This window comes from Mesorhizobium sp. LNHC209A00 (assembly GCF_000502915.1).
GTDB lineage: Bacteria > Pseudomonadota > Alphaproteobacteria > Rhizobiales > Rhizobiaceae > Mesorhizobium.
Genome location: NZ_AYWT01000002.1, coordinates 150025 through 175962 on the forward strand (window position 1 = coordinate 150025; position 25938 = coordinate 175962).

The window sequence follows — 25938 nt, forward strand, 5'->3', positions numbered from 1 at the left end:
ACACTGGCACAAGGCCGGCGGCTTGCCGCCGGTCAGCGGCGGTGGCAAATTGCGGCCGGAAAGATACCGAGTAGATTGACATGGTCTCCAAACGCCTCAGCCGCGAAGCCGGTCATCGCAGGAAATTCCTGACGATCATCGACGACACGCCGGAATGCGAACGCGCCGTCGCCTACGCCTCTAAACGGGCGCAGAGCACCAGCGGCACGCTGGTGCTGCTGTATGTCATCGTACCCGACGATTTCCAGCACTGGCTGGGGGTCGAGAAGATCATGCGCGAAGAGGCGAACGCCACGGCGCGCGCGGCGCTGGACGGCTACGCCAACAAGGTGCGGCAGAAGCTCGGCATCGAACCGGAGATGGTGGTGCGCGAGGGCAAGCCGACTGAAGAGATCCACAAGCTGATCGAGGAGGACCAGGACATCGCCATCCTCGTGCTGGCGGCCGGCGCCGGCAAGGAAGGTCCAGGACCGCTGGTCGGAGCCGTGGCCGGCAAAGGCGCGGCCTTTCCGATCCCGGTGACCGTGGTGCCGCAGAATTTGTCGGATGAGGAAATCGACAGCCTCGCCTGAGCTATGTTGATATATTCAGGTGAGGCCGGTCTGCAAATGCATTATACCTGCGCTTCCTGAATCTCAACACATCTCAAGACGGCGGTAGGCTCGAAAAAACATTCCGCCGGCCAGCCGTCCCGGCGATGCGTTTCGCTTGAATGTCCAGCCGATAGAGCCTATTTAGAACTATTCCAAACTAGTTGCCCAAAAACGGGCATGGAGACGGCCATGTTCATCCAGACAGAGTCGACGCCCAATCCGGCGACGCTGAAATTCCTGCCCGGCAAGGAAGTGCTCCTAGAAGGCACCGCCGATTTCCGCGATGCCGACAGTGCGGCCATCGCCTCGCCGCTGGCTGGGCGGCTGTTCGAAATCCCCGGCGTCACCGGCGTGTTCTTCGGCTACGATTTCATCACCGTGTCCAAGGACGGCCCGGACTGGCAGCACCTGAAGCCGGCGATCCTCGGTGCCATCATGGAGCATTTCATGTCCGGTGCGCCTGTCATGGCCAAGGCCGGCCCCGCCGCCGAGACCAGCCAGACCGGCGAATTCTACGACAAGGCCGACGAGGAACTCGTCATCACCATCAAGGAGCTGCTCGACACGCGGGTGCGCCCGGCGGTGGCGCAGGACGGCGGCGACATCACCTTCCGCGGCTTCGAGAACGGCACTGTGTTCCTGCACATGAAAGGCGCCTGCGCCGGTTGCCCGTCGTCGACGGCGACGCTGAAGCACGGCATCCAGAACCTGCTTCGCCATTTCGTGCCGGAAGTGCAGCAGGTCGAGCAGGTCTCTTAGACCGCAATTTCCCACTCACAGACAACAAAAAACCGGGCCGAATTGCCCGGTTTTCTGTTTGGGACGTCCGTTGTTGCCTAGACGGTCCGCGTATGAAGGGCGACTTGCAGTTTAACCACGAATGCCGGAAAAGCGGACAGGCTTTCCGCGATCATGGCCTAAAGAACGATGACCTTGGCGCCGACCTCGGCGCGATTGTAGAGGTCGATGACATCCTGGTTCATCAGCCGGATGCAGCCCGACGACATGGCCTTGCCGATCGAGTTCCATTCCGGGCTGCCGTGCAGGCGGTAGCCCATGTCACCGCCCTTGTTGAACAGGTACATGGCGCGCGCGCCGAGCGGGTTCTTCAGGCCCGGATCCATGCCGCCGGCGAACTTGGCGAGTTCGGGCTGGCGCTTGATCATCTGTGAAGGCGGCGTCCAGGTCGGCCATTCGCGCTTGATGGCAATATGGGCGGTGCCGTGCCATTCGAAGCCCTCGCGGCCGACGCCGATACCGTAGCGGATTGCCCGGCCATCGCCCTCGACGAAGTACAGGAACTTGTTCTGCGTATCGACGATGATGGTGCCGGGCTTTTCCTTGGAGTCGTAATCCACTTCCTGGCGATGGTACTTTGAGGGCACCTTCTCGATGGGGATACGTGGCAGCTGGTAACCAGCATCGGTCACCGCGCCATAGTCGTTGGAGAACAGCTGCCCGCCGATGGTGCTGCAACCGGCAATAGCAGTGGACAGCGCCAATGCGGCGATGATTGCAAGCGACTTCATGCGCATGTGGTGATCCGGTGCCCCGCCCAAACTAGAGCGGCACGAGTCGGCCGCTTTCTCGCCATCATTCATGCTGGCATTTGCTTTGCTTGCCAAGCACACGATGCCTATATGCGGGACCTTACGTGCTGGTATGCGTCCCACTATGGCATTTCGGCAACATACTTCACCGGATTGTGAAGGAAATTCAATGGGCCTGAATTGCAGGCCTGGAAAAGTCGAGGACCCGCCATGAATGTCGGCGACGCCGCCCACCGCTCAGGCCTGCCGGCCAAGACCATCCGCTACTATGAGGAGATCGGCCTGATCGCGCCCGCGCGCGCCGCCAATGGCTATCGCGATTATTCGGGCGACGATATCCACCGGCTGGCCTTCCTGCGCCGCGCGCGCAATCTCGGCTTTTCAATAGACGATTGTCGCCAGCTGATGGCGCTCTACAAGGACCGCGGACGCGCCAGCCACGACGTGCGCGCAATCGCCGCCGCCCATGTCACCGCCATCGAGGAGAAGGTGCGCGAGCTGCAATCGATGCGCTCGACGCTGCAGAAGCTGATCCATGCCTGTCACGGCGACGAGCGGCCGGACTGCCCGATTCTGGATGACATGGCAGGGGCGGCGTTCGTCAGCGGGAAGCCCAACCGCAGGAGCAATAGACCGCCTGTTGAAGACAGTGGCCTGGGCGGCGTTAGCCGCCTTGCCACGCGCTCGTGAAGGCCAGCATTGGTTCGTGTGGTATTGCACGCCCAATATAAACGCAGGTAAAAGCACTACCGCCGGCCGCGCCGGTGACCCCAATGGCCGGAGAGAGCGCATGACCCGCGACCAGATGCTCGCCCACCTTCGCGCCGCCGATGCGGTCGCTCGCGAGGCTGCCGTGCACGGCCACCATCCCTTCGGCGCGGTGCTGGTCGGCCCCGACGACGCAATCCTCATGCGCCAAGGCAACATCGACACCGTGCATCATGCCGAGACCGAGCTTGCGCGGCGCGCGGCGGCAGCCTATCCGCCGGAGTTTCTCTGGGCATGCACGCTGGTCTCAACCGGCGAGCCCTGCGCGATGTGCACCGGAACGCTCTACTGGGCCAATATCGGCCGGCTTGTCTATGGCTTCGAGGAGACCGAGCTTCTCGCGCTGACCGGCGACCATCCCGAAAATCCGACGATGAGCCTGTCCGCGCGAATTGTGCTCGGCTCTGGACAGAAGAAGATCGAGGTCCACGGCCCCTTCCCCGAAATCGAGGATGAACTTGTATCGGTGCACCGTGGCTTCTGGCGTCGGTAGTTGTTCCCCACGCCCCGCGAAAGGTCAGAAAGAGCGGACCGGACATAGGCGCAATGTGGGCACTGCTACATGGACTTGAGCGGAACGCCGCCCTTCGTTCGAATGACGCCAACCCGTCAACCCTGCGATACCCTGGTCAAAGCTGACGGCGAACTCCCAAATCCCCAAATTTGCCGCCGCCAGTCAGGCTCGGCGGTTTTGCCCGTATTTATGTCCCCCCAAACCGCCGAGCCGCCCCGGTCAGCCGGCAAACTCCCTCGATTTAGGGGCCCTTCCCAAACTGAATTCAGCCTAGAGCAGCACGACCCTATCCAGCCCCAAGCGTATCCGCTGGCCTTCCGCATAGGACAGCGCGAACGATTCCAGTTCAAATGATCGGGTAAGTTCTTGGCCGCCTTCGGTGACGCGGACGAGCCATTCGCCAGAGACTTCCGCCACTTCGACACAAGCCGGCACATTGCGGAACGGGACCACGTTATCCATCGCATGCCTCCCTAGAAAGCAATGGGGAACGTCGATTTTTATAGGGCCAGCGAAGTCGTCAGATCAAGTGCGATTTGTGGGCTTATTGCTGGCTATCGTCCGCCGCTCCGGTGATCTGGCTAACCGCCACTTCCGAAAGTTTGTGGACCGCCAGCTGCTGAATGAACCATTGGGCATGTTCGCCCCATTCGGCAGGCGAGACGTTGTTTTCGCGGACAGACTTCATGAATGCCTCACGAAGCGCATCAAGATCGAAGATGGAAATGTCCCTGCCAGGCATATAGGGGAATATGCTGGTTGAAACCGGAGCTTCAAGGCAGAGATTGCAAAATCAGTTAACGCGCGGGAGATGCCGTTCATTCAACGGAAAGGGACAGGCCGGGTGAAGGGCCGAGGATCGCTTTCGAATCCGCCCGACTTAGGGGACGGCGGGACCGCTCGATGAGCCGGCGGCTTTCGGACATCACGCTGGCGACTTCCTCTAGGAGCTTTCGCGATTGCTCCTGAGTAAGGTTTACCTGGATGATAGAGGATGCGGTGTTCCAATCCATGGCTTGCCGAACTGCCATGCGCCAAAATGGTTCCGTAGCTTAGCAGAATTATTTTTGTGCCGTCTCCCCTATTTCACTTTGGGTTTGGTCAACCGTATAATCGCCCCATAAAAACCGGTTCAAACCGTGAACAAAGTCTGGCATGGTGCCTGCCATGCCAATCATCTCCCCGATTCTCCTGAACCCTCTGATCGACGGTCGCCAGTCCGAGCGCGCCATGCTGGTGCGGCGGGGCGTGCAGCGGTTGCTGATGCAGATGGGCGCGCATGTGCTGCCTGAGCTGTCGCTGGCCACCGGCCGGCGCGCCGATCTCGTGGCGCTGACGCGGCAGGGCGATATCTGGATCATCGAGATCAAATCCTCGATCGAGGATTTCCGGGTCGATCGCAAATGGCCTGATTACCGGCTGCATTCCGACCGCTTTTTTTTCGCCACACATCCCGGCGTGCCGCCGGAGATTTTCCCGGAAGAATGCGGCTTCATCCTCTCCGACGGCTATGGCGCCGAGATTTTGCGCGATGCGCCCGAGCACCGCATGGCGGCGGCGACGCGGAAGGCGCTGATGCTGCGCATCGCGCGGGCCGGCGCGGCGCGGCTGCTGGCGGCTGAGCTGGCGGGTGTCGCGGTGCCGGCGCTGGAGGGGGAGAGCGAGTAATCGCGGCCCTGAAATTGACGCCCGCAACTGTCAGATGCTCCAGCCCCGAACGGCTACTCCGCTTCTTCCTCGCCACCCACAGCCGGGGCCATCAGCAGCACCGCGGCACCAAGCAGCGCGGCGATGAAGGAACCCGCGAGGATGCCGACCTTCACCGCGTCCTGCAGCGCCACGTCGTTGGCGAAGGCGAGCAGGCCGATGAACAGGCTCATGGTGAAGCCGATGCCGCACAGGAGCGAAATGCCGATCATGTGCGACCAGCCGGCATGGGCCGGCAGGTCGGCGAGGCCGAAGCGGATGGCGAGCGCGGAGGAACCGAAGACGCCGACCAGCTTGCCGGCGACGAGACCGGCTGCTACGCCCAGCGTGAGCGGCTCGATCAGGGCGCTAAAACTCAGGCCGGTGAGCGAAACGCCGGCATTGGCAAAGCCGAAGATGGGGATGACGACGAACGCCACCAGCTTGTGCAGGCCGTGCTCGAGCCGGTGCAGCGGCGAATGGTCGAGGTCCTGGCCTGTTCCGGCGGAACGTTCGAGCGGAATGGTGAGCGCGAGTGCCACACCGGCCAGCGTGGCATGGACGCCGGACCTCAGCACAAGCACCCACAGAATGGCGCCAAGCACGAGATAGGGCACAAGGCTCATCACCCGCATACGGTTGAGCAGGACGAGCACGGCAATGACGGCGAAGGCAGCGCCGAGATAGGCCAGCGACAAGCCGCTGGTGTAGAATATGGCGATGATGATAACGGCGCCCAGGTCGTCGATGATGGCGAGCGCGGTCAGGAAGACCTTCAACGAGGCCGGCACGCGGCTGCCGAGCAGCGACAGAACGCCGAGCGCGAAGGCGATGTCGGTGGCGGTCGGGATCGCCCAGCCGGACAGTGCGGCCGAATTGTTGCTGTTGATGACGACATAGACCAGCGCCGGCACCACCATGCCGCCGGCCGCCGCGATGCCGGGCAGCACCCGGCGTGGCCAGGTCGAGAGCTGGCCGTCCAGCATCTCGCGCTTGATCTCCAGCCCGACGAGCAGGAAGAACACCGCCATCAGCCCGTCATTGACCCAGTGCGAGAGGCTGAGCGGGCCGAGATAGGCGTGGAGAACCGAGAAGTAGGTCCCGGCGAGCGGCGAGTTGGCGACGATCAGGGCAAGGGCGGCGGCCACCATCAGGATGATGCCGCCGGCCGCCTCGCTATCCAGGAACTCGCGGAAGACGGAAACCGGGCGTCGCTTCAAATCCTCCATGTCGCCTCCATTAAGCAGCTAGTTTCGACTTTGCCGCATTAGCCTTTTATAGGCGTTAGCGCTGCCCCCTCGCCTGCCTGCCGGCATCCTCTCCCCGTAAACGGGGCGAGGCACGCTGGCATCAGCGGTTTCGCCAATCGCCAACGTCGCGGCCAGCCGCTTTCGCCCCGTTTACGGGGAGAAATGCCCGGCAGGGCAATGAGGGGCGGCGCTGACTTCGACGATCGATGGCCTCCACCGCGAATTCGAAATCGGCGAGTGGTAATCGTTCTGCCTACCCAGTGATCCTAACGCGGCGCGCGCTTGGCCAGGATCCGCTGCAGCGTGCGGCGATGCATGTTGAGCCGGCGTGCGGTCTCTGAAACGTTGCGCTCGCACATTTCGTAGACACGCTGGATGTGCTCCCAGCGCACGCGGTCGGCCGACATCGGGTTTTCCGGGGGCGCGGCGCGCTCGCCGGTGGTGCGTGTCAGTGCCGCAAAGACATCGTCGGCGTCGGCGGGCTTCGACAGATAGTCGACGGCGCCGAGTTTCACCGCGGTCACCGCGGTGGCGATGTTGCCGTAACCGGTCAGGATGATGGTGCGGGAGTCCTCGCGCTTTTCGCGGATGGCGGCGACGACATCGAGGCCGTTGCCGTCGCCCAGCCGCATGTCGACCACCGCATAGGCGGGCGGATTGGCGCGCGCCTTGCCCACGGCCTCCTCGACGCTCTCCGCCGTCTCGACCACGAAACCCCTGGTTTCCATGGCACGGGCCAGACGGGTCAGGAACGGCTTGTCGTCATCGACGATCAGAAGCGAGGTGTCCTCGCCTTCAACCATAGGCCCACTGTTCTCATCGCCTGTCATCGTCTCGAAAATTCCTGCTGCCTTATTTTTACGCAGATATAGTTTTGCGGGGCCATTGTCCAATTTACGCAGTGTCAAACATGGTGGCTGGGGCCGATTCCGGGTTCAGGAAGATGCTTCTCGGCCACGAAATCCGCACCACGGCTCCTTCGCCGAGGCCGCTCGAATTGCGAAAGTCGAGCGTGGCGCCCGAACGTTCGAGCAATGTCTTGGCGATGAACAGGCCGAGCCCGAGGCCGCCTCCAGCTTCCGTGCCCTGGCGTGTCGACATGTAGGGTTCGCCAATACGGTCGATGATCTCGGGCGGGAAACCCGGGCCGTCATCGGTGATCGAGAAGGAGACCATCACCTCGTCCCAGCTCCAGCGCACGGTGACGCTCTTGCGGGCGAAGTCGACGGCGTTCTCGACCAGATTGCCGAGGCCGTAGATGACGCCGGGATTGCGGCGCCCGACCGGCTCCGGCCCGGTTCGCTCGCCAGGGCGAAGCTTGATCGAGATGCCGAAGTCGCGATGTGGCGCGGTCACCTCCTCGACCAGCGAGGTCAGCGGCAGGCGGGATAGATGCGCCTCGCCCTCCGACGACAGGCTGGTCAGGCGCTTGAGGATTTCACGGCAGCGCTCGCTCTGAGAGCGCAGCAGCTTCACGTCTTCCCCGTATTTCGGATCGCTGCCGAGCGCCTTTTCCATCTCCTTGGCGACGAGCGTGATGGTGGCGAGCGGGGTGCCGAGTTCGTGCGCCGCCGCCGCCGCCAGCCCGTCGAGCGCGGAAAGGTGCTGCTCGCGCTGCAGCACCAGTTCCGTGGCGGCGAGCGCGTTGGCCAATAGCCGGGCTTCGGCGGCCACCCTGAAGGCGTACATGGCGGTGAAGGCGATGGAGGACAGCACCGCCATCCACATGCCGGCGACATAGATGAAGGGCATCACCAGGGGCGCGCCTTCGTACCAGGGCAGCGGCAGATGGCGAAAGACCAGCAAGGTCGCCGCGATCATCACCAGCCCGCCGAGGATGGCGGTGAGGCGAAGGGGCAGCGACGTCGCCGAAATGACGACGGGCACGGTCATCAGCAGCGAGAACGGATTGGTCAAGCCGCCGGTCATGTAGAGCAGGCCGGCAAGCTGAAGGCTGTCGAAGATCAGGATGCCGAAGGCGGCGAACGGGGTGAGCCGGTGCGCGGCCGGAAAGCGAAAGGCCAGAAACAGGTTCATCCAGGCCGAACAGGCGATGAGGGCAAAACACAGACTGACCGGCAGCGGGAATTTCAGGCCGTAGGCAACGACGAGCACCGTCACGCTCTGGCCGACAATGGCCAGCCAGCGCAGCCGGATCAGCGTGTTGAGGCGCAGTCGCTGGCTTTGCTGGAAGTCGGGCGTGTTCAGGATGTTGATCATGGCCATGGATTACAGCCGCCAACCAGCAAAGGCTAGGTCCCGCGCGGCTTGGCGCGGGCGGTGGCGGCGGCGAGCAATGGGTTTTCCGGCCAGACATGCTTTGGATAGCGGCCGCGCATGTCGGCGCGCACATCGGTCCAGGAGCCGCGCCAGAAGCCCGGCAGGTCTCGCGTCGTCTGGATCGGCCGGTGCGCCGGCGACAACAGTTCAAGCGTCAAGGGGACGGTGCCGTTGGCGATCGACGGATGACTATCGAGGCCGAACAATTCTTGCACGCGCACCGCCAGAACCGGCCATTCGCCGTCATAGCGGATCGGCACATGGCTGCCCGACGGGGCATCGAAATGAGTCGGCGCCAGCGCTTCGATCTTGCGTTGCAGGTCATGCGGCACGAGCGACGCCAACCCGGCCGGAACAATTCCGGGTTCAATGGCGGCCAGGGATGCCGCACCGGACAGAAAAGGCAGAAGCCAGTCGTCGAGGCGCGCGATGAGCGCTTCATCCGACATGTCGGGCCAGGGCGCGCCTAAGCCCTTGTGCAGCCAGGACAGCCGGTGGCGCAGCATCCGCGCCTCCTTGCTCCAGGTCAGAAGGGAAAGCCCATGCTCGCGCAAGGCCTCGATGATGTCGCGGTCGGCATCGGCGCCGGCCGGCGGCGGCAGCATGCGTTCGGCTAGCGTGATGGCGCCAAGGCGCACGGTTTCGCGCACCCGCACGGCGCGCCTGTCGCGATCGAAACTCGTCTGCCGGCGGGTTTCGATCCTGCCGCCAAGTGCTGCCCGGATGTCCTCCTCGCTGCTTGCCGCGGCCGCCGTAATGCGAGAATTCTGCGCCTTGCCCTGCAGGTCCGCGACGACCAGAAACGGCTCGCCCGCCAGCGGGTCGCCGGCGTCGAGCATGGCGCCGGAACCGTTGGCCAGCACGAAACGGCCGCGCTCGCCGCGCGCCTTGGCGACACGGTCCGGCCAGGCGTGGATGAGCAGGGTTCCGGCTGGAACAGCTCCGCTGGTCTTCGCACCGCCTACCTGCCTGGCCAGGCGCTCGGCAAGCTGGCGCGCCGACGTGGCACGCGGCGATCTTTCCGCGCGAAAGCGCATCAGCCGCCGTTCGAGGTCGGCACTGTCACCGCCAAGGCCGCGCTCGGTCAGCAGTACGGCAAGCATGGCCGCCTCACCACCATGACCGCTGCTGGCCGCCTCAGCGACCATATGCGCCAGCCGTACCGGCAGAGCGAGCTTGCGCATCGAAGCGCCCGCGTCCGTCAACCGCCCTGCTTCATCAATGGCCTCAAGGGCCCGCAAAAGCGACCCTGCTTCATTCAGCGCGGGAGCCGGCGGCGGATCGAGGAAAGCAAGACTGGTTGGATCAGCGACACCGAAGGCGGCGCAGTCGAGCAGCAGGCCCGACAGGTCCGCCTCGAGGATTTCCGGGGGTGTGAAGGCGGGAAGTGCCGCCGTCTGCTCGGCACGCCACAGCCGGATGGCGACGCCGGCCTGCGTGCGGCCGGCCCGGCCGGCGCGCTGGTCGGCGGAGGCCTTGCTGACGCGCACGGTTTCCAATCTGGTCAGTCCGCTGGCCGGCTCATAGCGCGGGAGCCGCGACAGGCCGGAATCGATGACGACGCGCACGCCGTCGATGGTTATGGAGGTCTCGGCGATGGAGGTCGCCAGCACCACCTTTCGGCGGCCTGGCGGCGCCGGCTTGATCGCCGCGTCCTGCGCCTTGCCGTCGAGCTGGCCATAGAGCGGCACGATATCAGTGTCGGCGCCGACCTTGCCGGCCAGCCGCTCGGCGGTGCGCTCGATCTCGCGCTGGCCGGGCAGGAAAGCAAGCACGCTGCCGCTCTCCTCGGCAAGGGCGGCGCGGATCGCCTTGGCGATGGCGTCCTCGATCGGGGTGCCGGCCGGCCGCTCGTCGTATCTGACATCGACGGGGAAAGCGCGGCCCTCGCTTTCGATCACCGGCGCGCCCGACAGGAGTTTCGCGACCCGTGCGCCGTCGAGCGTTGCCGACATCACCAGCAGACGCAGATCCGGCCGCAGCGCGCCTTGCACATCGAGGGCGAGAGCGAGACCGAAATCGCCGTCGAGCGAGCGCTCGTGGAATTCGTCGAAAATGACGGCCGAAACGCCGGCCAGTTCAGGGTCGTCGAGGATCATGCGCGCCAGCACGCCCTCGGTGACGACCAGGATTTTCGTCCGCGCCGAAGTGCGGTTTTCCATGCGCATGGCGTAGCCGATGGTGGCGCCGGGCTCTTCCCCCAGCAACTCGGCCATGCGGCGCGCGGCGGCGCGGGCGGCGAGCCGGCGCGGTTCGAGCAAGACGATCTTGCCCGTGCCCAGCCAGGGCGCATCGAGCAGCGCCAAGGGCACCAGCGTGGTCTTGCCAGCGCCGGGCGGCGCGACCAGCACGGCGCTGTTGCCAGAGCCGAGCGCCTCGCTCAGCGCCGGCAGCACGGCGGACACCGGAAGTTCCGGCAAGGGTTTGGTCGTCATTACGCCCGCATATCAGCGGTCGCGGGCGCCGTGCAACTTTATCGCACCAGGGCCTCGTTTAGAGCCGTGCGCGGGAAAACGGATTCCAGCGCACCGTGCCCAGCCGCACCTCCTCGCGCACCATGGTCAGCAGGCCCGATCCGCCGACGACGGCGAGGCCGACCAGCGACAGCCAGTCTGGATATTCCCGGAAGAACAGCGCGCCGAGGATAACCGCCCAGACGATCTGCGAATAATGCGTCGGCGCAATCCGGTTGGCCGGAGCGTATTTGGCGGCCAGCAACTGCAGCAATTGTCCACAGGCGGTGAAGGCGCCCGCCATCACCAGCCATGCCAGCTGTTTTCCATCGGGGACGGTGAAGGAGGTCGCGGCGGCACCGATGCCGTTGAACAGCAGTCCATAGCCGATCAGCACGCCGAGCATGGTCGTGCGTTTTTCCTGCTGCGCCAGCGACCGCATCAGGATGACGTTGGTGGCGGCGAGAAAAGCGATAGTGAAAGCGGCAAGGTGACCAAGGTGCAACTCGCGAAAGCCCGGCCTGACAACCAGCATGACGCCGGCAAAGCCGGCGACCACCGCGAGCCAGCGCCAGGGCCCGACCTTTTCCTTGAGGATCACGGTGGACAGAATGGTGACGCAGAGCGGCGCCAGAAAGATGAGCGCATAGGTCTCGGCCAGCGGAATGGTGGTGAAAGCATAGACGCTGAGCACGCCCGACGCGATGCCGGCCCAGGCCCGCGCCTGCACCGCCCAGGGACGTTTGGCGCGCCAGAAATCACGCCAGCGCTCGTTGGCCGGCCGGCTGAAAAAGAGGAAGCAGCCGGCAAACAATGTCGAGAAGAAGCCGATCTCGAACACCGTGAATTGGCCGCCCAGGCTCTTGATAACGGCATCGCTGCCCGAATAGCTTGCATAGGCGATCAGGGCGAGCAGGATTCCGTTCGGCACGTTTTTTCATTTCCGGGGAGAGAGAGTTGAAAATACTGGCGCTCGGTGCCCATCCAGACGACATCGAGATCTTCATGTTCGGTACGATGGCCGCCTATGCCGCGCAAGGAGCGGAACTCACTTTTGCCGTGGCCACCGATGGTACCAGGGGCGGCAAGGGCGATCCCGCTGTTCTGGCTCGTGTCCGGCGCGAAGAGGCAATGGCCGCGGCCGCGCTGCTCGGGGCGGCACCCCGCTTCCTCGACTTTCCCGATGGCGGGCTTGTGGCCGACGCCGCACTGATCGATGCGCTGAAAACGCTGATCAGCGAGATCGGGCCGGACTTGGCGATCACGCACGGGCCCAATGACTATCACGCCGACCACCGCGCGCTGTCGGACGGCGTGCGCATCGCTGCTTCCTTCGGAGTTCCGGTGCTGCATGCCGACACGATGGGCGGAACCGGATTCTCGCCGACGCACTATGTCGATATTTCCGTCCATGCCGACATCAAGGCCAAGGCGATCCGCATGCACCAGTCGCAGGACCCGGACCGCTTCGTCGAGATTGCACTGACGCAGAACCTTTTCCGCTCGGGCCAGTGCAACGGCGCGCACGGTTCGCTGGCCGAAGCTTTCCGGTTCGAGCCGACATTTCCCTTCGGCGACGTCCGCGCGCTGCTGCCGCCGGCGCCGCCGATCCGGACGGTGATGGTGAGCACCAAACGGGTCGACTGAACCCGCGGACGATCGGCCAGATGTATCCCATTCCGCGCTCGTCCCCCTGACGCCCGGCGCTTTTCCCAACATTTTCAGAGACCGGCTTCAGCATGTTGCGGCGCAGCAACGAATTCGCTTGCCTTGTTTAGTAAAAATTGCATCACTAAACAAATTACTAAACATTGGCGATGCGACCACGCCGCCATGTTTGGGCCTCTGAGGAGAGAGGTTGAGGGATCTTGAGACCGTCATCCGGACGTGTTTCGCAAATGGGAGGAAGGCATGAAATCGAGCTTGAAACTGGCGTTGGGACTGACCTCGGCTATCGCTGCGTCGACAGCCGTCTCGAACGCCGCGCACGCTGAAGACCTGACGCTGTGCTGGGCCGCCTGGGACCCAGCCAACGCGCTGGTTGAACTGTCCAAGGACTTCACCAAGGAAACCGGCATCGGCATGAAATTCGAATTCGTGCCGTGGACCAACTATGCCGACCGTTTCCTCAACGAATTGAACTCGCACGGCAAGCTCTGCGACCTGATCATCGGCGACAGCCAGTGGATCGGCGGCGCCGCCGAGAATGGCCATTACGTCAAGCTGAACGACTTCTTCGACAAGGAGAAGATCAGCATGGACGACTTCGTGCCGGCGACCGTCGTCGGCTATTCGGAATGGCCGAAGAACACGCCCAACTACTGGGCGCTGCCGGCCATGGGCGACGTCGTCGGCTGGACCTACCGCAAGGACTGGTTCTCCAAGCCCGAACTGCAGAAGGAATTCAAGGAGAAGTATGGCTGGGACCTCGGCCCGCCGGCCACTTTCGACCAGCTGAAGCAGATCGCCGAATTCTTCCAGAAGCGGCAGGTCGACGGCAAGACGGTCTATGGCACCTCGATCTACACCGAGCGCGGCTCGGAAGGCATCACCATGGGCGCCATGGACGTGCTCTACAGCTACGGCTTCCAGTACGAGAACCCGAAGAAGCCGTACGAGATGGAAGGCTTCGTCAATTCGCCAGACGCGGTCAAAGGTCTGGAATTCTACAAGGCGCTCTACGATTGCTGCACCCCTCCGGGCGCCTCGAACAGCTACATGGGTGAAGGCGTCGATGCCTTCAAATCCGGCCAGGTGGCGATGCACATGAACTTCGCCTTCACATGGCCGGGCCTGCAGAAGGACGAGAATGTCGGCGGCGACAAGATCGGCTATTTCGTCAATCCAAAGGGTCCCGGTGGCGCCCAGTTCGCCCAGCTCGGCGGCCAGGGTATTTCGGTGGTCTCCTATTCCGACAAGCAGGAATCGGCGCTGAAATATATCAAGTGGTTCGCCAACAAGGACGTGCAGGCCAAGTGGTGGTCGCTCGGCGGTTATTCCTGCCTTAACGCGGTGGTGAAGGATCCGAAATTCCCGGCCAGCCAGCCTTATGCGCAGACCTTCCTCGACTCGATGGCGATCGTGAAGGACTTCTGGGCCGAGCCGAGCTACGCGCCGCTGCTGCAAGCCTCGCAGAAGCGCTTCCATGACTATGTCGTTGCCGGCCAGGGTTCGGCCAAGGATGCTCTCGACGGCCTGGTCAAGGACTGGACGCAGGTCTTCCAGGACGACGGCAAGATGTAGCCGCGGCAACCGCAAGGCTCCTCCCGAGCCATGACCACGCGTCCCGTGCCGCCCTTGGCACGGGACGCGGTTCAGATAAATTCCATGACAGAGACGAACGAAGTGACCGAAGCAGGACTGACCATGCTCAATCGGACCGCGGACACCGTTGCCCGGGCGACCCCGGAACCGCTGGCTCGCAAGGTCCGGGGCATCAGCGACAAGGGCCTCGCCTGGCTGTTCATCTCGCCGACGATCCTGTTGCTGCTTGCCATCAACATCTTCCCGCTGTTCTGGGCGATCTACCTGTCTTTCACCAATTTTCGCGCCAACCGCCCGAACGAGGTGGTGAAGAACCTCGGTTTCGCCAATTACCAGCGCATCCTTGGCGACCAGGACATCTGGATCGCCATGCAGACGACAGCGCATTTCGTGTTCTGGACCATCCTCTTGCAGACGCTGATCGGCTTCACGCTGGCCTGGCTGATCGACCGCAAGTTTCGCGGCCACGCTTTCTGGACGACGCTGATCCTGGTGCCGATGATGCTGTCGCCGGCCGTGGTCGGCAATTTCTGGCGCTTCCTCTACGAGCCGCAGATCGGCCTGTTTTCCTATGTCGTCTCGTTCGTGTCGGGCATTCCGCCGACAAGCATCCAGATGCTTTCCAACGTCTCGCTGGCGCCGTGGTCGATCATCATCGTCGATACCTGGATGTGGACGCCCTACGTGATGCTGATCTGCCTCGCGGGCCTGCGCTCGATTCCCGAATATATTTATGAGGCGGCCGAGGTCGACCGCGCATCCAACTGGCGGCAGTTCTGGTCGATCACGCTGCCAATGGCGCTGCCCTTCATCATGCTGGCGGTGCTGTTTCGCGGCATCGAGAACTTCAAGATGTTCGACATGGTCAACCTGCTCACCGGCGGCGGGCCGGGTTCGACCACCGAAGTCGCCTCGATCACGCTGAAACGGCAGGCCTTCGAGAGCTGGCGCACCGGCTATTCCTCTGCCTTCGCCATCATCCTGTTCGTCGCGGTGTTCGGTCTCGCCAACATCTACGTCAAGGCGCTCAACAAGGTGAAGCAGAGATGAGCCTGACCACAGCCCATTCGGTCGTCGCGCCCTCGTCGAATTCGAAGCGCATCGCCGGCGCCATCATCATCGCCTACGCGCTGATCTCGATCGTGCCGCTCTTGTGGATCTTCGCCACCAGCTTCAAGACGCCGCCGGATTCGATCGCCTATCCGCCCAAGATCGTGTTCCAGCCGAGCATCGAGGGCTACTGCAACCTGTTCACGACGCGCACCAGGCAGACGCCTGAATATATCAACTCGCTCGGACCGGCGACGGGCTTCTGCGACGAGACTGTGCGCAAGCGCAACATGGTGATCGCCGGACCATCCAACTTCCTGCCGCGCTTCATCAATTCGCTGATCATCGCCTTCGGCTCGACCTTCTGCGCCGTGTTCCTCGGGACATTGTCGGCCTACGGCTTCTCGCGCTTCAAGGTGCCGCTCGCCGACGACCTTCTGTTCTTCATCCTATCGACACGCTTCATGCCGCCGATCGCTGTCGCGATTCCCATCTACCTGATGTACCGCGAGCTTGGCCTGTCGGACACCGCGCTCGGCATGATCCTGCTCTACACGGCGGTCAACGTGTCGCTGGCGGTGTGGCTGCTCAAGGGCTTCATCGACGAGATTCCGCGCGAATATGAGGAAGCGGCGATGATCGACGGCTACACGCGGCTGCAGGCCTTCTGGCGCACCGTGCTGCCGCAGGCGACCACCGGCATNACCGCGATCTTCTGCCTGATCTTCGCTTGGAACGAATACGCCTTCGCCGCGCTGCTGACGTCAGGCACCGCGCAAACCGCGCCGCCCTTCATTCCGACCATCATAGGCGAAGGCGGCCAGGACTGGCCGGCCGTGGCGGCCGGCACGACGATCTTCCTGGTTCCAATCCTGGTCTTCACCATCCTACTCCGCAAGCAATTGCTGCGCGGCATCACCTTCGGCGCGGTGCGCAAATGAGCATGACACAATCCGCAAAACGCAAATCGCGCTGGCCCCGTTGGGCCAGACGCGGGCTGATGGAAAACATTGCCACGGCGCTTATCGCCATCGGCTTCCTGATGCTGTTCCAGCCTTTCGCGCTGTCGCTCTATACCTATTCCTTCATCACCATGCTTGCCGGCACGGTGATGTTCATCATCGTCTCGAAGTTTCCGGAATAATCCATGGCCGAAATTCGCGTCCAACATCTGAGAAAGGCCTTCGGCGATTTCGTCGCCGTGCAAGACTCCAACTTCGTCGTCGAGGATGGCGAGTTCTTCGTCATGCTCGGACCGTCGGGCTGCGGCAAGACCACCACCTTGCGCATGATCGCCGGGCTTGAGCTGCCGACCGGCGGCCAGATCCTGCTCGGCGGCGACGACGTCACCATGCTCAGGGCCCGCGAGCGCGACATCGCCTTCGTCTTCCAGCTCTTCGCGCTCTATCCGCATATGAACGTGCGCAAGAACATCGGCTTCCCACTTTTGGCGCAAGGCATGCCCTCGGCCGAGATCCGCACCCGCGTCGAGGAAACGGCGAAGCTTCTGCGCATCGACCATCTGCTCAACAAATCCGTATCCGGTCTCGCCGGCGGCGACCGCCAGCGCGTCGCGCTTGGCCGCGCCATCGTGCGGCGGCCGAAATGCTTTCTGATGGACGAGCCGCTCGGAACGCTCGACACCGAGTTCCGTGACCTAATGGTCCATGAACTGCGCGAGTTGCACAATCGGATCCACGCGACGACCGTGTACGTCACACATGACCAGATGGAAGCGATGTCGATGGCCGACAAGATCGCCGTCATGAACCACGGCGTCATCGAGCAGTTCGGCACACCGCGCGAGATCTACGACCGCCCCGCTACCATGTTCGTGGCCGATTTCATCGGCTCCCCGCCGATGAATTTTTTGAAATTTGGCGGTGGACTTACAAAAGGTGCGAAGGAGGTAGTCGTCCAAGGGGCGACCGTGGCGGTGCCTGAGGTGCGCGAGGACGTAGCACCTGCCGACATGGCGCTCGGCATTCGCCCCGAACACATCCGCTTCGACGATGCATCCAAGCTGCGCGGCGCCATCTACGGCACCGAATACCTCGGCACCACCCAGATCGTCGCGGTGGAAACGGCGGACGGCATCATCAAGGCGCGGGTGCCGGCCGAAATCCGGCTCAATGCTGGCGACCATGTCGGCCTGACACTGAACAGCGCGCGACTGTCGCTGTTCGAAAAAGGCTCCGGGCGCGCGGTGAGAACGGCAATCCACGACACCGCCTCTCAGGGGAGAGCGCAGCATGGCTGACGTGCACATCAAAGGCGTGACCAAAAGCTTCGGCGACCATGTCGCCGTCAGTGGGCTCGACCTGCATATATCGGACGGCGAATTCGTCGTGCTGCTGGGGCCGACCGGCGCCGGCAAGACGACCACACTGCGGCTGATTGCAGGGCTGGAACGGCCGGATGCAGGCACGATCGAGATCGGCGGCCACAATGCCACGACCCTGTCGCCGGCCGAACGCGACACAGCCTTCGTCTTCCAGCAATATTCGCTCTATCCGCATCTGTCGGTGTTCGACAACCTCGCCTTCCCACTGCGCTCGCCGGCGCGGAAAATACCGGAAGACCAAATCCGCCGCCGGGTCGAGGAGGTCGCGAAGATGGTGCGAATCCATCACAAGCTTGCCAACCGTTCGACCAAATTGTCGGGCGGCGAAATGCAGCGCGTCGCCATCGGCCGCGCGCTGGTGCGCAAGCCTTCCATCTACCTGATGGACGAGCCGCTGTCGTCGCTCGACGCCAAGCTGCGCGCGGATCTCAGACTCGAATTGAAGCGCATCCAGTCCGAGCTCGGTGCTACCATGCTCTACGTCACGCACGACCAGATCGAGGCGATGACCATGGCCGATCGCATCGGCATCCTCGCCGACGGCGTGCTGGTGCAGATCGGTTCACCACGAACCATTTATTCGGAACCGGCAAATCTGCATGTCGCAGCACGGCTCGGCCAGCCGGCCATCAATCTTTTGCCGACGGGGCTACTTCCCGATGGCGGCGCGCCGGCCGGCACCAGGACGATTGGCGCGCGCACCGAGCACCTGGCGATCGAGAAGGCCGTGAATGGCCATGCTGATGGCGTCGTCGACTGGGTCGAGCATCTCGGCGACCAGAACCATCTGCATGTGACGGTGGGGCAGAAGAAGCTGGTGACCCTGACCGATCCCGACACCGATCTGGCGCAAGGCGACAAAGTGGTGATCCGCTACCGCTCGCCGCTCTATTTCGGCGCCGACGGACAACGACTGATGTGACCGGTTTCGGCGCCCGCCAAGGCGGACGCCGGCTTCTGATTGAAGATTGCGAATACGGGACGAATTCGATGAAGCACTTTTTCAACCGCAGGGAAACGATTGTCACCGAGGCCCTGGACGGCCTGTTGCGCACCATTGGCTCAGGCGACCTCGCGCGCCTCGACGGGTATCCCGAGATCAAGGTCGTGCTGCGCGCGGATTGGGACAAGTCCAAGGTTGCCGTCGTCTCCGGCGGCGGCGCCGGGCACGAGCCGTCGCATGCCGGCTTCGTCGGCATGGGCATGCTGACGGCGGCGGTTTCGGGCGAGATATTCGCCTCGCCCAGCGTCAAAGCTGTGCTGGCGGCCATTCGCGCGGTCACCGGACCGGCCGGTTGCCTGCTGATCGTCAAGAACTACACCGGAGACCGGCTCAATTTCGGCCTCGCTGCCGAGAAGGCGCGCGCCGAAGGTTTTGCCGTCGAGATGGTGATCGTCGCCGACGACATCGCGCTGCCCGACATCGCCCAGCCGCGCGGCGTTGCCGGCACATTATTCGTGCACAAGATATCAGGCCACCTGTCGGAAGCCGGAAAGGACCTGGTATCCGTCGCGGCGGCCGCGCGCGCGGCGGCAAAGGATATCATCTCGCTCGGCATGTCGTTGTCGTCCTGCTCCATTCCCGGCCAGCCGCACGAGGACAGGTTTGGCGAAGACGATGGCGAGCTCGGCCTCGGCATCCACGGTGAGCCCGGCGTCGAGCGCATCGCGGTACAGAGCGCCGACAAGTTGGTGGCTGTCATGGCGGAGCGCCTCGCGGGGCGGCTCGACGCGAAAGCGGACCATGCCTTGCTGATCAACAATCTCGGCTCCGTGCCGCCGCTCGAAATGTCGCTGGTTGCCAATGCGGTGCTTGCCTCCCCGCTGGCAAAGACAGTGAAGTTCACCATCGGTCCCGGATCGTTGATGACGGCACTCAATATGAACGGGTTCTCGCTGTCGCTGATCCGGCTCGATGCGGCACGCGAGGCCGCCTTGCTAGCGCCGGTCGGCCCGCCCGCCTGGATGCCGGCCAAGCCGCTCGTCGCGCCCGCTGTCGTACCCATGGCGAAGGCAGCCGGACAAAGCTCACACAGGGCCAGCCAGGATGCCGGCACCAAGCGCTTGATCGTCACGGTCTGCGAGAAGCTGATTTCGCTCGAAGCGGCATTGAACGGACTGGACGCCAAGGCGGGCGACGGCGACACCGGCTCGACCGTGGCGACCGGCGCACGCAGCATTCTTGATCGGCTCGACACGCTGCCGCTTGCCGATCCCGCGGCGACCTTAGGTGCAGTGGGCGACATATTGAGCGCATCGATGGGCGGCTCCAGCGGGGTGCTGCTGTCGATCTTCTTCACGGCGGCGGGGCGGGCCTTGGACGGTGGCGCCGGTGTGCCCAAGGCCCTGCTCGCCGGGCTTGAACGCCTGACCTTCTACGGTGGCGCCAAACCCGGCGATCGCACCATGATCGATGCGCTGGAGCCGGCCTTGAAGGCCCTCGACGGCAAGGGCCTTGGCGACGCGGCGGCAGCAGCCCGGCGCGGTGCGGAGGCCACCGCGGCCATGGAGAAGGCAAAAGCCGGGCGGTCCGCCTATGTCGGTGCCGGATTGCAGGGCGTGGTCGATCCCGGTGCTCATGCCGTGGCAGAGGTGTTCGCGGCCGCCGCCACACTGCTTGTCACGGCCTGACGCATGCACCAGTTGTCGAACGACCGTTCTTTCGCTACTGCCGGCGAGGTGCAAACCGGGAATTCGGGCGACATGACGGCGCTGGACCTTTCGAGGCTTATCACGGCCGCCGCGGATGCGATTGCCGCGCACGCCGAGGAATTGACCGCGCTCGACCAGGCGATCGGCGACGGCGACCACGGGCTGAACATGAAGCGCGGCTTCGACGCCGTACGGGCCGAGGCCGATGTGTTCGCCGCGAAGCCAATGCCGGATGCCCTGAAGGCTATTGGCACCAAGCTGGTGATGACGGTGGGCGGCGCTTCCGGCCCGCTCTTCGGCACGCTGTTCATGGCGCTCGGCAAGGAGATTTCGGTGGAACCCGACCGCGCCAATCTGACGGCTGCCTTCGGCAAGGCGATCGACGCGGTGGCAGCGCGCGGCAAGTCGCAGGTAGGACAAAAAACCATGCTGGATGTTCTGCGACCGGTGCATGACGCCTTGGCCGGGGGAAGGACGGCGGCTGAAATAGCCGATATCGCCGACGCCGCGGCCGAGGCGACGGTGCCGATGAAGGCACTGCGCGGTCGCGCCTCGTTCCTCGGAGACCGCTCGATCGGCCATATGGATGCCGGCGCGCGCTCGACCGCGCTGCTGGTGCGCACGCTGGCGCAAATCATCGGGGGCAAGGCATGAGCAATGTCGGGATCGTGATCGTGTCGCATTCGCCGCTGGTCGCCCAGGGCACGGCCGACATGGTACGCCAAATGGTCGGCGACGAGGTGCCGCTTGCGTGGTGCGGCGGAAACGGCCATGGCGGGCTCGGCACCAATGTCGAGGCGATCATGGGCGCCATCGACAAGGCCTGGTCGGACGCCGGCGTCGCCGTACTTGTCGATCTCGGCGGCGCCGAGACCAATTCGGAAATGGCGGTGGAATTGATCGGCGAGCCGCGTGCGCACAAAATCATCGTCTGCAACGCGCCGATCGTCGAGGGCGCGGTGATGGCGGCGACCGAGGCATCCGGTGGCGCCTCGCTCCGGGAAGTGGTCGCGACGGCGCACGAATTGTCGCCGTCATGAGCGAACGGGATTTTTGAACACATGTCCGCAATGGCCGAAGCGACTGTCCTGATCACCCACGATGTGGGCCTGCATGCGCGTCCTTCGGTCAAGTTCACCAAGCTGGCCAAGAGCTTTGCCGCCGAGGTGGAGATTGCACTCGCCGCCAACGGCCCATGGTTCGATGCAAAAAGCATCGTCAAGGTGATGGCGGCCAAGGCTCCGAAGGGCACGGTGCTGCACATCAGGGCCAACGGCGATGGTGCCGGTGATGCTATCCGCGCGCTGGTCGAACTGGTGCAGCGCAATTTCGACGAGGACGCCGGCCATGTCCGCTCGGCTTGAGGCCGATCCGCGCCTGCGCTCACCCGCTGGGAATGCGTGCCATGCGCATTGAGGGTGTTCCTGCCTCGGCCGGCTATGCAGAGGGGCCTCTGTTCGACCTCGGCCGGCCCGCGCGCGTTTACGCTAGCAAGGCAAGCTCCGTCGAGGAGAGGACGTCCCTGGAGGCCGCGATCGGCAAGGCGGTGAACCGGCTCGTGGACATGGTCGGCACCGCCGAGAAAGACGCCGCCGGCATACTCGAATTCCACATCGCCATGTTGGAAGACGACGCGCTGAGCGGGCCGGCCTTCGCATCGATCTCTTCCGGAACACCCGCCGACGCGGCCTGGCGGCAGGCGCTCGATACCGAGATCGCCGGCTACGAGGCATCGGACCAGGATTATTTCCGCGCCCGCGCCACGGATCTGCGCGACATCAGGGACCAGGTGCTGCGCGCCCTGACCGAGGACGGTGGCATTACGGCACCGGCTGGCGCCATCCTCTACGGCGAGGACATCGCGCCGACGCGCTTTCTCGAAACCGACTGGAGCCATGGTGGCGGCATCGCCCTGAAGGCAGGCAGCACCGCCAGCCATGTCGCCATGCTGGCGCGCTCGCGTGGCGTGCCGATGGTCGTGGGCCTGCGCGAGCCGCTCACCGCTGTTACCGACATGGCACTGCTCGACGCGGAGCACGGCAATATCGTCCTGGCACCCTCGCCGGCCGAGATCGGCTCGTTCCGGCAGTCGTCCTCTTCCTTCATCGCCGGCCAGGGTAAGGCACGGACTTTTCTGGCGCGGCCGGCCGTGACCAAAACCGGCACCGCGGTCCGCGTACAGGTCAACATCGCCGACCCTAGGGATGTCGATACCATCGACATCGCGACCTGCGACGGTGTCGGCCTGATGCGCACCGAATTCCTGTTCGGCAAGACGCTGCCGGATGAGGAGACGCAGTATCGTGCCTATCGCAAGGTGCTGGAATGGGCCGGCGAAAAACCGGTGACGATCCGTACCGTCGACGCCGGCGGCGACAAGCCGGTGCCGGGCTTCACCGTCGAGGAAGGCAATCCATTCCTTGGCCTGCGCGGCATCAGGCTGTCGCTGGCCAGGCCCGACATATTCCGGATTCAAATCAGGGCATTGCTGCGCGCCGCGCCGCACGGCAATCTCAAGATCATGTTTCCGATGATCGCCACATCCGCAGAGTATGAGAGCGCCGCCGCCTTGTTCGCCGAGGAGCGGACGGCCCTTGCCGCGCGCGGCATCGCGCAAAAAATGCCGCCGCTCGGCATCATGGTCGAAGTGCCTTCGGTGGCCATCGCGCCGGAGGCGTTTACCGGCGTCGCCTTCCTGTCGATCGGTTCCAACGATCTGACGCAATATGTGATGGCGGCCGCGCGCGACAATGCCGCCGTGGCACACCTGAATTCAGTCCGCCATCCTGCGGTGTTGAGGCTGATCGCCTCGGTCGCGGCCTTTGGACGGGAGACCGGGATCGTCGTCAGCCTGTGTGGCGATGCCGGCGGCGACCCCGCTTCGATTCCCTCTCTGCTGGAAGCCGGTCTGCGCGATCTTTCCGTGGCGCCGGCGCAACTCGCCATGGCCAAGGCGGCCATAGCCGACGTTCCGGTCTAGGCACGGCAGGCATGGCCGACATCAAACCCGAACCCGGTTCCGAAGAAGCGATCCGCGCCTACAAGACGATCCTGTCGCAGGTTATCGACCAGCGGCCGTCCGGCATGCGCCAGCGGCTCGCCGATGCGCTTGGCAAGCATCGCAGCTTCGTCACGCAGATTTCGAGCCCGAGCTATTCGATTCCCATTCCGTCGAAACATCTGCCGGCCATCTTTTCCGTCTGCCATTTCAGCCAGGCCGAGCGGGACCAGTTTCTTGCCGCCTATCACCAGGCACATCCCGGGAAGATCTCGGTCGCCGCGGGCGCGCGCAAGACAAGGCACGTTTCGCTCATCGTGCCGGATTTCGGCGACGACAAGCAGAATGCGGCGCTCGACCGCGCGATCAACGAATTCATCCAGAAGGTCACCAGCATCACCGGCAAGAGCGGCTGAACGACCCCTTGATGCCAGGCTATTTCGGGAGGAGACGGCCGTGAAGAAATTCATGAACTCGGTGGACATGGTACTGACCGAGAGCCTCGACGGTTTCGCGGCCGCCCATGCCGACATCCTGATGCTTGGCGAGGAGCACAAATTCATCCGCCGCAAGATGCTCAAGCCGGGCAAGGTGGCGCTGATCTCCGGCGGCGGCTCCGGCCACGAGCCCCTGCATGGCGGCTTTGTCGGCCATGGCATGCTGGACGCCGCCTGTCCCGGCCAGGTGTTCACCTCGCCGACACCGGATCAGATGCTGGCGGCCGCGCAAGCCGTCGACACCGGCGCCGGCTGCCTGTTCATCGTCAAGAACTACGAAGGCGACGTGATGAACTTCGAGATGGCGGCGGAGATGTCCGACGGCGTGCTGCAGGTCGTCACCAATGACGACGTCGCCGTCGAGAATTCGTCTTACACGACCGGGCGGCGCGGCGTGGCGGGCACGCTGGTGGTGGAAAAGATCGTCGGCGCCGCGGCCGAGCACGGGATGGCGTTGCCGGCGTTGAAGGCGCTGGGCGACCGCGTCAACGACGCCACCCGCTCGATGGGCGTGGCGTTGACCAGCGGCACCGTGCCGGCTGCCGGCAAACCGACGTTCGACATCGGCGATGGCGAGATGGAATTCGGCGTCGGCATCCATGGCGAGCCTGGCCGCCGGCGCGACAGGCTGAAAAGCGCCGACGCGATTGTCGAAGAAATCTGCGCTGCGATCCTGGGCGATCTCGACGAAAGGGCGAAAGGATCCGCGCTGCTGTTCGTCAACGGTTTCGGCGGCACGCCGCTGATGGAGCTCTATCTGATGTACAACAGCGCGCGCCGGGTTTTCGAGCAACATGGCGTGACGGTTACCCGGTCGCTGGTCGGCACCTATGTCACCTCGCTCGACATGGCCGGCTGCTCGATCACGCTGAGCATGCTCGACGACGAACTGACGGAATGGTGGGACGCACCTGTCCACACCGCCGCGCTGCGCTGGGGCGTGTAAGGCTGGCTTCAGCCGTGCTTTTCTGCGACCATTCCGGACAATCCACATAACGATGGATTTGTCCGGATCGATGCTGCCGTCTCTTACTCCAGCTGAAGAAAAACTGCTGCTGCGCTTCGCCGATCCGGAGGCTGCGGCGGTCGGGGACGATTTATCGGCGAAGGCCCTGTCTGCCCTGCTCGACAATGCCGAATTCCACGGCGTCCTGCCGATCATGCTGCGCAAGCTTGGGGAGCGTGGCGACGCGCACCTGCCGTCGGATACTGGTTTGCGGGACAAACTCGACGACCTGCGCCAGACGGCGACGATCGCCACCGGCCAGTCGATGCTGCTGCAGTACCATGGCGACCGCATCATGAAGGGAATGGCGGTGGAAGGCATTCCGGCGCGGATCGTCAAGGGGCCGGTCTTCGCGCGAAAACTCTACCGCAATGTATCCGACCGGCCTTTCACCGACATCGACATCCTGGTCGAGCCCGCCAACCTCGCGCGGGCAAACCGGGTGATTGCGGCATGCGGCTTCGAGCTTGGCAGCAACGAGGCCGAATCGTACCGGTTGCAGGAATTCAAATGGCTGGAAAAGGAGAATTCCAGCCTGCTGGTCGAGTTGCATGGCGATCTTGTGCACGACACCGGCATGCGGCGACGCCTGTCGCTGGGTTTTCGCGAGCTCGGCATCATAGATGGCGATGCCATGGATACACCGGCCGCCCTTTTGACGATCGCCATCGTGCATGCCGCCGGCGGCCACAAATTCCACCGTCTGCAGCTTTGCGTCGACGTGCTGCAGGGCGTGAGGGCGCAGCAATCCCCGATGTCAAAAGCCCGCCTGCTCGACGCCGCGCGCATGACCGGCATCGAACTCGAACTTGCGATTGTGCTCAACGTGACCGGACAGCTGTTCGACGAACCGCATGCGCTGGCACTCGCCGGGCGAATCAAGCCCGACCTGTCGATCCGGCTGGCCAAGAAGCTGATCACGACCAACACGTTGCTCAGGGTCAATTCCCGGGAGAAGATCGGCTCGCGCCTGCGCCGCGATGCCTTTCGCTGGATCCAGCGGCTGGCCAAGGCCAGGCCATACGCCGCTTGA

The 25938-nt window shown here is 63.9% G+C and carries 28 protein-coding genes; 20 read left to right on the forward strand and 8 right to left on the reverse strand.

From position 1 onward, the window contains the following. Nucleotides 1-80 precede the first annotated feature (80 nt). Together X739_RS161805 and X739_RS161800 are read left to right on the forward strand one after the other, a co-directional pair. Nucleotides 81-572, forward strand: a complete 492-nt coding sequence (locus tag X739_RS161805; protein WP_010913128.1) for a universal stress protein — start codon at nucleotides 81-83, stop codon at nucleotides 570-572. Between the two features lie 210 nt (nucleotides 573-782). Then, nucleotides 783-1352: a NifU family protein gene (locus X739_RS161800; RefSeq protein ID WP_015314175.1), complete on the forward strand. Its 570-nt coding sequence runs from the start codon at nucleotides 783-785 to the stop codon at nucleotides 1350-1352. A 158-nt stretch (nucleotides 1353-1510) separates the two neighbouring features. On the opposite strand, the gene X739_RS161795 is transcribed toward X739_RS161800, so the two are convergent. After that, nucleotides 1511-2128 (reverse strand): L,D-transpeptidase, encoded by a 618-nt coding sequence (locus X739_RS161795; protein WP_023792748.1) that lies wholly within the window; start codon nucleotides 2126-2128, stop codon nucleotides 1511-1513. Nucleotides 2129-2353: 225 nt separating this feature from the next. Between X739_RS161795 and cueR the strand changes: the two genes are divergently transcribed. Continuing rightward, nucleotides 2354-2833: a Cu(I)-responsive transcriptional regulator gene (gene cueR, locus X739_RS161790; protein ID WP_023792751.1), complete on the forward strand. Its 480-nt coding sequence runs from the start codon at nucleotides 2354-2356 to the stop codon at nucleotides 2831-2833. A gap of 100 nt (nucleotides 2834-2933) precedes the next feature. Beyond that, a complete protein-coding gene (locus X739_RS161785; RefSeq protein ID WP_023792755.1) occupies nucleotides 2934-3404 on the forward strand; it encodes a nucleoside deaminase in 471 nt (156 codons plus the stop codon). 291 nt (nucleotides 3405-3695) lie between these two features. Here X739_RS161785 and X739_RS161780 read toward each other — a convergent pair whose 3' ends face one another. Then, nucleotides 3696-3887, reverse strand: coding sequence for a hypothetical protein (locus X739_RS161780; protein ID WP_023792758.1), 192 nt, complete (start codon nucleotides 3885-3887; stop codon nucleotides 3696-3698). Between the two features lie 82 nt (nucleotides 3888-3969). After that, nucleotides 3970-4113: a hypothetical protein gene (locus X739_RS161775; protein ID WP_156939818.1), complete on the reverse strand. Its 144-nt coding sequence runs from the start codon at nucleotides 4111-4113 to the stop codon at nucleotides 3970-3972. Nucleotides 4114-4592: 479 nt separating this feature from the next. On the opposite strand from X739_RS161775, the gene X739_RS161770 reads away from it, so the two are divergent. Beyond that, nucleotides 4593-5093 carry an MmcB family DNA repair protein gene (locus X739_RS161770; RefSeq protein ID WP_023781655.1) on the forward strand — a complete coding sequence of 167 codons (501 nt, stop codon included), beginning with the start codon at nucleotides 4593-4595 and terminating at the stop codon, nucleotides 5091-5093. A 53-nt stretch (nucleotides 5094-5146) separates the two neighbouring features. Here the strand turns inward: X739_RS161770 and nhaA are convergent, their stop codons facing one another. From nhaA to X739_RS161745, 5 genes are all read right to left on the reverse strand, one after another. Continuing rightward, nucleotides 5147-6340 (reverse strand): Na+/H+ antiporter NhaA, encoded by a 1194-nt coding sequence (nhaA, locus tag X739_RS161765; RefSeq protein WP_023792764.1) that lies wholly within the window; start codon nucleotides 6338-6340, stop codon nucleotides 5147-5149. A gap of 287 nt (nucleotides 6341-6627) precedes the next feature. Next, a complete protein-coding gene (locus tag X739_RS161760) occupies nucleotides 6628-7191 on the reverse strand; it encodes an ActR/PrrA/RegA family redox response regulator transcription factor (protein ID WP_015314185.1) in 564 nt (187 codons plus the stop codon). A gap of 64 nt (nucleotides 7192-7255) precedes the next feature. After that, nucleotides 7256-8587, reverse strand: coding sequence for an ActS/PrrB/RegB family redox-sensitive histidine kinase (locus tag X739_RS161755; protein ID WP_032922016.1), 1332 nt, complete (start codon nucleotides 8585-8587; stop codon nucleotides 7256-7258). A 26-nt stretch (nucleotides 8588-8613) separates the two neighbouring features. Then, nucleotides 8614-11076: an ATP-dependent helicase HrpB gene (gene hrpB, locus X739_RS161750; RefSeq protein ID WP_023792769.1), complete on the reverse strand. Its 2463-nt coding sequence runs from the start codon at nucleotides 11074-11076 to the stop codon at nucleotides 8614-8616. 58 nt (nucleotides 11077-11134) lie between these two features. Beyond that, nucleotides 11135-12025 (reverse strand): DMT family transporter, encoded by an 891-nt coding sequence (locus X739_RS161745; protein WP_023772505.1) that lies wholly within the window; start codon nucleotides 12023-12025, stop codon nucleotides 11135-11137. A 26-nt stretch (nucleotides 12026-12051) separates the two neighbouring features. Here X739_RS161745 and X739_RS161740 point away from each other — a divergent pair, with 26 nt between their 5' ends. The 15 genes from X739_RS161740 to X739_RS161670 all read left to right on the forward strand — a co-directional run bounded on the left by X739_RS161740 (nucleotide 12052) and on the right by X739_RS161670 (nucleotide 25938). Continuing rightward, nucleotides 12052-12741 carry a PIG-L deacetylase family protein gene (locus X739_RS161740; protein WP_023792773.1) on the forward strand — a complete coding sequence of 230 codons (690 nt, stop codon included), beginning with the start codon at nucleotides 12052-12054 and terminating at the stop codon, nucleotides 12739-12741. 264 nt (nucleotides 12742-13005) lie between these two features. Then, nucleotides 13006-14337, forward strand: a complete 1332-nt coding sequence (locus tag X739_RS161735; protein ID WP_023792777.1) for an ABC transporter substrate-binding protein — start codon at nucleotides 13006-13008, stop codon at nucleotides 14335-14337. Nucleotides 14338-14460: 123 nt separating this feature from the next. After that, complete coding sequence (locus tag X739_RS161730) at nucleotides 14461-15408, forward strand: sugar ABC transporter permease (protein ID WP_023772502.1); 948 nt, start codon at nucleotides 14461-14463, stop codon at nucleotides 15406-15408. Then, nucleotides 15405-16349, forward strand: coding sequence for a carbohydrate ABC transporter permease (locus X739_RS161725; RefSeq protein WP_023792781.1), 945 nt, complete (start codon nucleotides 15405-15407; stop codon nucleotides 16347-16349). The genes X739_RS161730 and X739_RS161725 overlap by 4 nt, the downstream gene beginning before the upstream one ends. After that, on the forward strand, nucleotides 16346-16552 hold the full coding sequence (locus X739_RS161720; protein WP_023772500.1) for a hypothetical protein: 207 nt from the start codon (nucleotides 16346-16348) through the stop codon (nucleotides 16550-16552). Before X739_RS161725 ends, X739_RS161720 begins: the two co-directional genes overlap by 4 nt. Before the next feature lie 3 nt (nucleotides 16553-16555). Then, on the forward strand, nucleotides 16556-17668 hold the full coding sequence (locus X739_RS161715; RefSeq protein ID WP_015314194.1) for an ABC transporter ATP-binding protein: 1113 nt from the start codon (nucleotides 16556-16558) through the stop codon (nucleotides 17666-17668). After that, nucleotides 17661-18674 (forward strand): ABC transporter ATP-binding protein, encoded by a 1014-nt coding sequence (locus X739_RS161710; protein WP_023772499.1) that lies wholly within the window; start codon nucleotides 17661-17663, stop codon nucleotides 18672-18674. Before X739_RS161715 ends, X739_RS161710 begins: the two co-directional genes overlap by 8 nt. 68 nt (nucleotides 18675-18742) lie before the next feature. Further along, nucleotides 18743-20383, forward strand: a complete 1641-nt coding sequence (locus tag X739_RS161705; protein ID WP_023772498.1) for a dihydroxyacetone kinase subunit DhaK — start codon at nucleotides 18743-18745, stop codon at nucleotides 20381-20383. 72 nt (nucleotides 20384-20455) lie between these two features. Next, a complete protein-coding gene (gene dhaL / locus X739_RS161700; protein ID WP_023792788.1) occupies nucleotides 20456-21058 on the forward strand; it encodes a dihydroxyacetone kinase subunit DhaL in 603 nt (200 codons plus the stop codon). Continuing rightward, a complete protein-coding gene (dhaM, locus tag X739_RS161695) occupies nucleotides 21055-21444 on the forward strand; it encodes a dihydroxyacetone kinase phosphoryl donor subunit DhaM (RefSeq protein ID WP_023772496.1) in 390 nt (129 codons plus the stop codon). The genes dhaL and dhaM overlap by 4 nt, the downstream gene beginning before the upstream one ends. 21 nt (nucleotides 21445-21465) lie before the next feature. Continuing rightward, on the forward strand, nucleotides 21466-21768 hold the full coding sequence (locus X739_RS161690) for an HPr family phosphocarrier protein (RefSeq protein ID WP_023772495.1): 303 nt from the start codon (nucleotides 21466-21468) through the stop codon (nucleotides 21766-21768). Between the two features lie 41 nt (nucleotides 21769-21809). After that, nucleotides 21810-23384 carry a phosphoenolpyruvate--protein phosphotransferase gene (ptsP, locus tag X739_RS161685; protein ID WP_031251936.1) on the forward strand — a complete coding sequence of 525 codons (1575 nt, stop codon included), beginning with the start codon at nucleotides 21810-21812 and terminating at the stop codon, nucleotides 23382-23384. Between the two features lie 11 nt (nucleotides 23385-23395). Then, nucleotides 23396-23818 (forward strand): hypothetical protein, encoded by a 423-nt coding sequence (locus X739_RS161680; RefSeq protein WP_015314201.1) that lies wholly within the window; start codon nucleotides 23396-23398, stop codon nucleotides 23816-23818. A 40-nt stretch (nucleotides 23819-23858) separates the two neighbouring features. Continuing rightward, complete coding sequence (gene dhaK, locus X739_RS161675) at nucleotides 23859-24845, forward strand: dihydroxyacetone kinase subunit DhaK (protein WP_023792797.1); 987 nt, start codon at nucleotides 23859-23861, stop codon at nucleotides 24843-24845. Between the two features lie 70 nt (nucleotides 24846-24915). Next, a complete protein-coding gene (locus X739_RS161670; protein WP_023792801.1) occupies nucleotides 24916-25938 on the forward strand; it encodes a nucleotidyltransferase family protein in 1023 nt (340 codons plus the stop codon).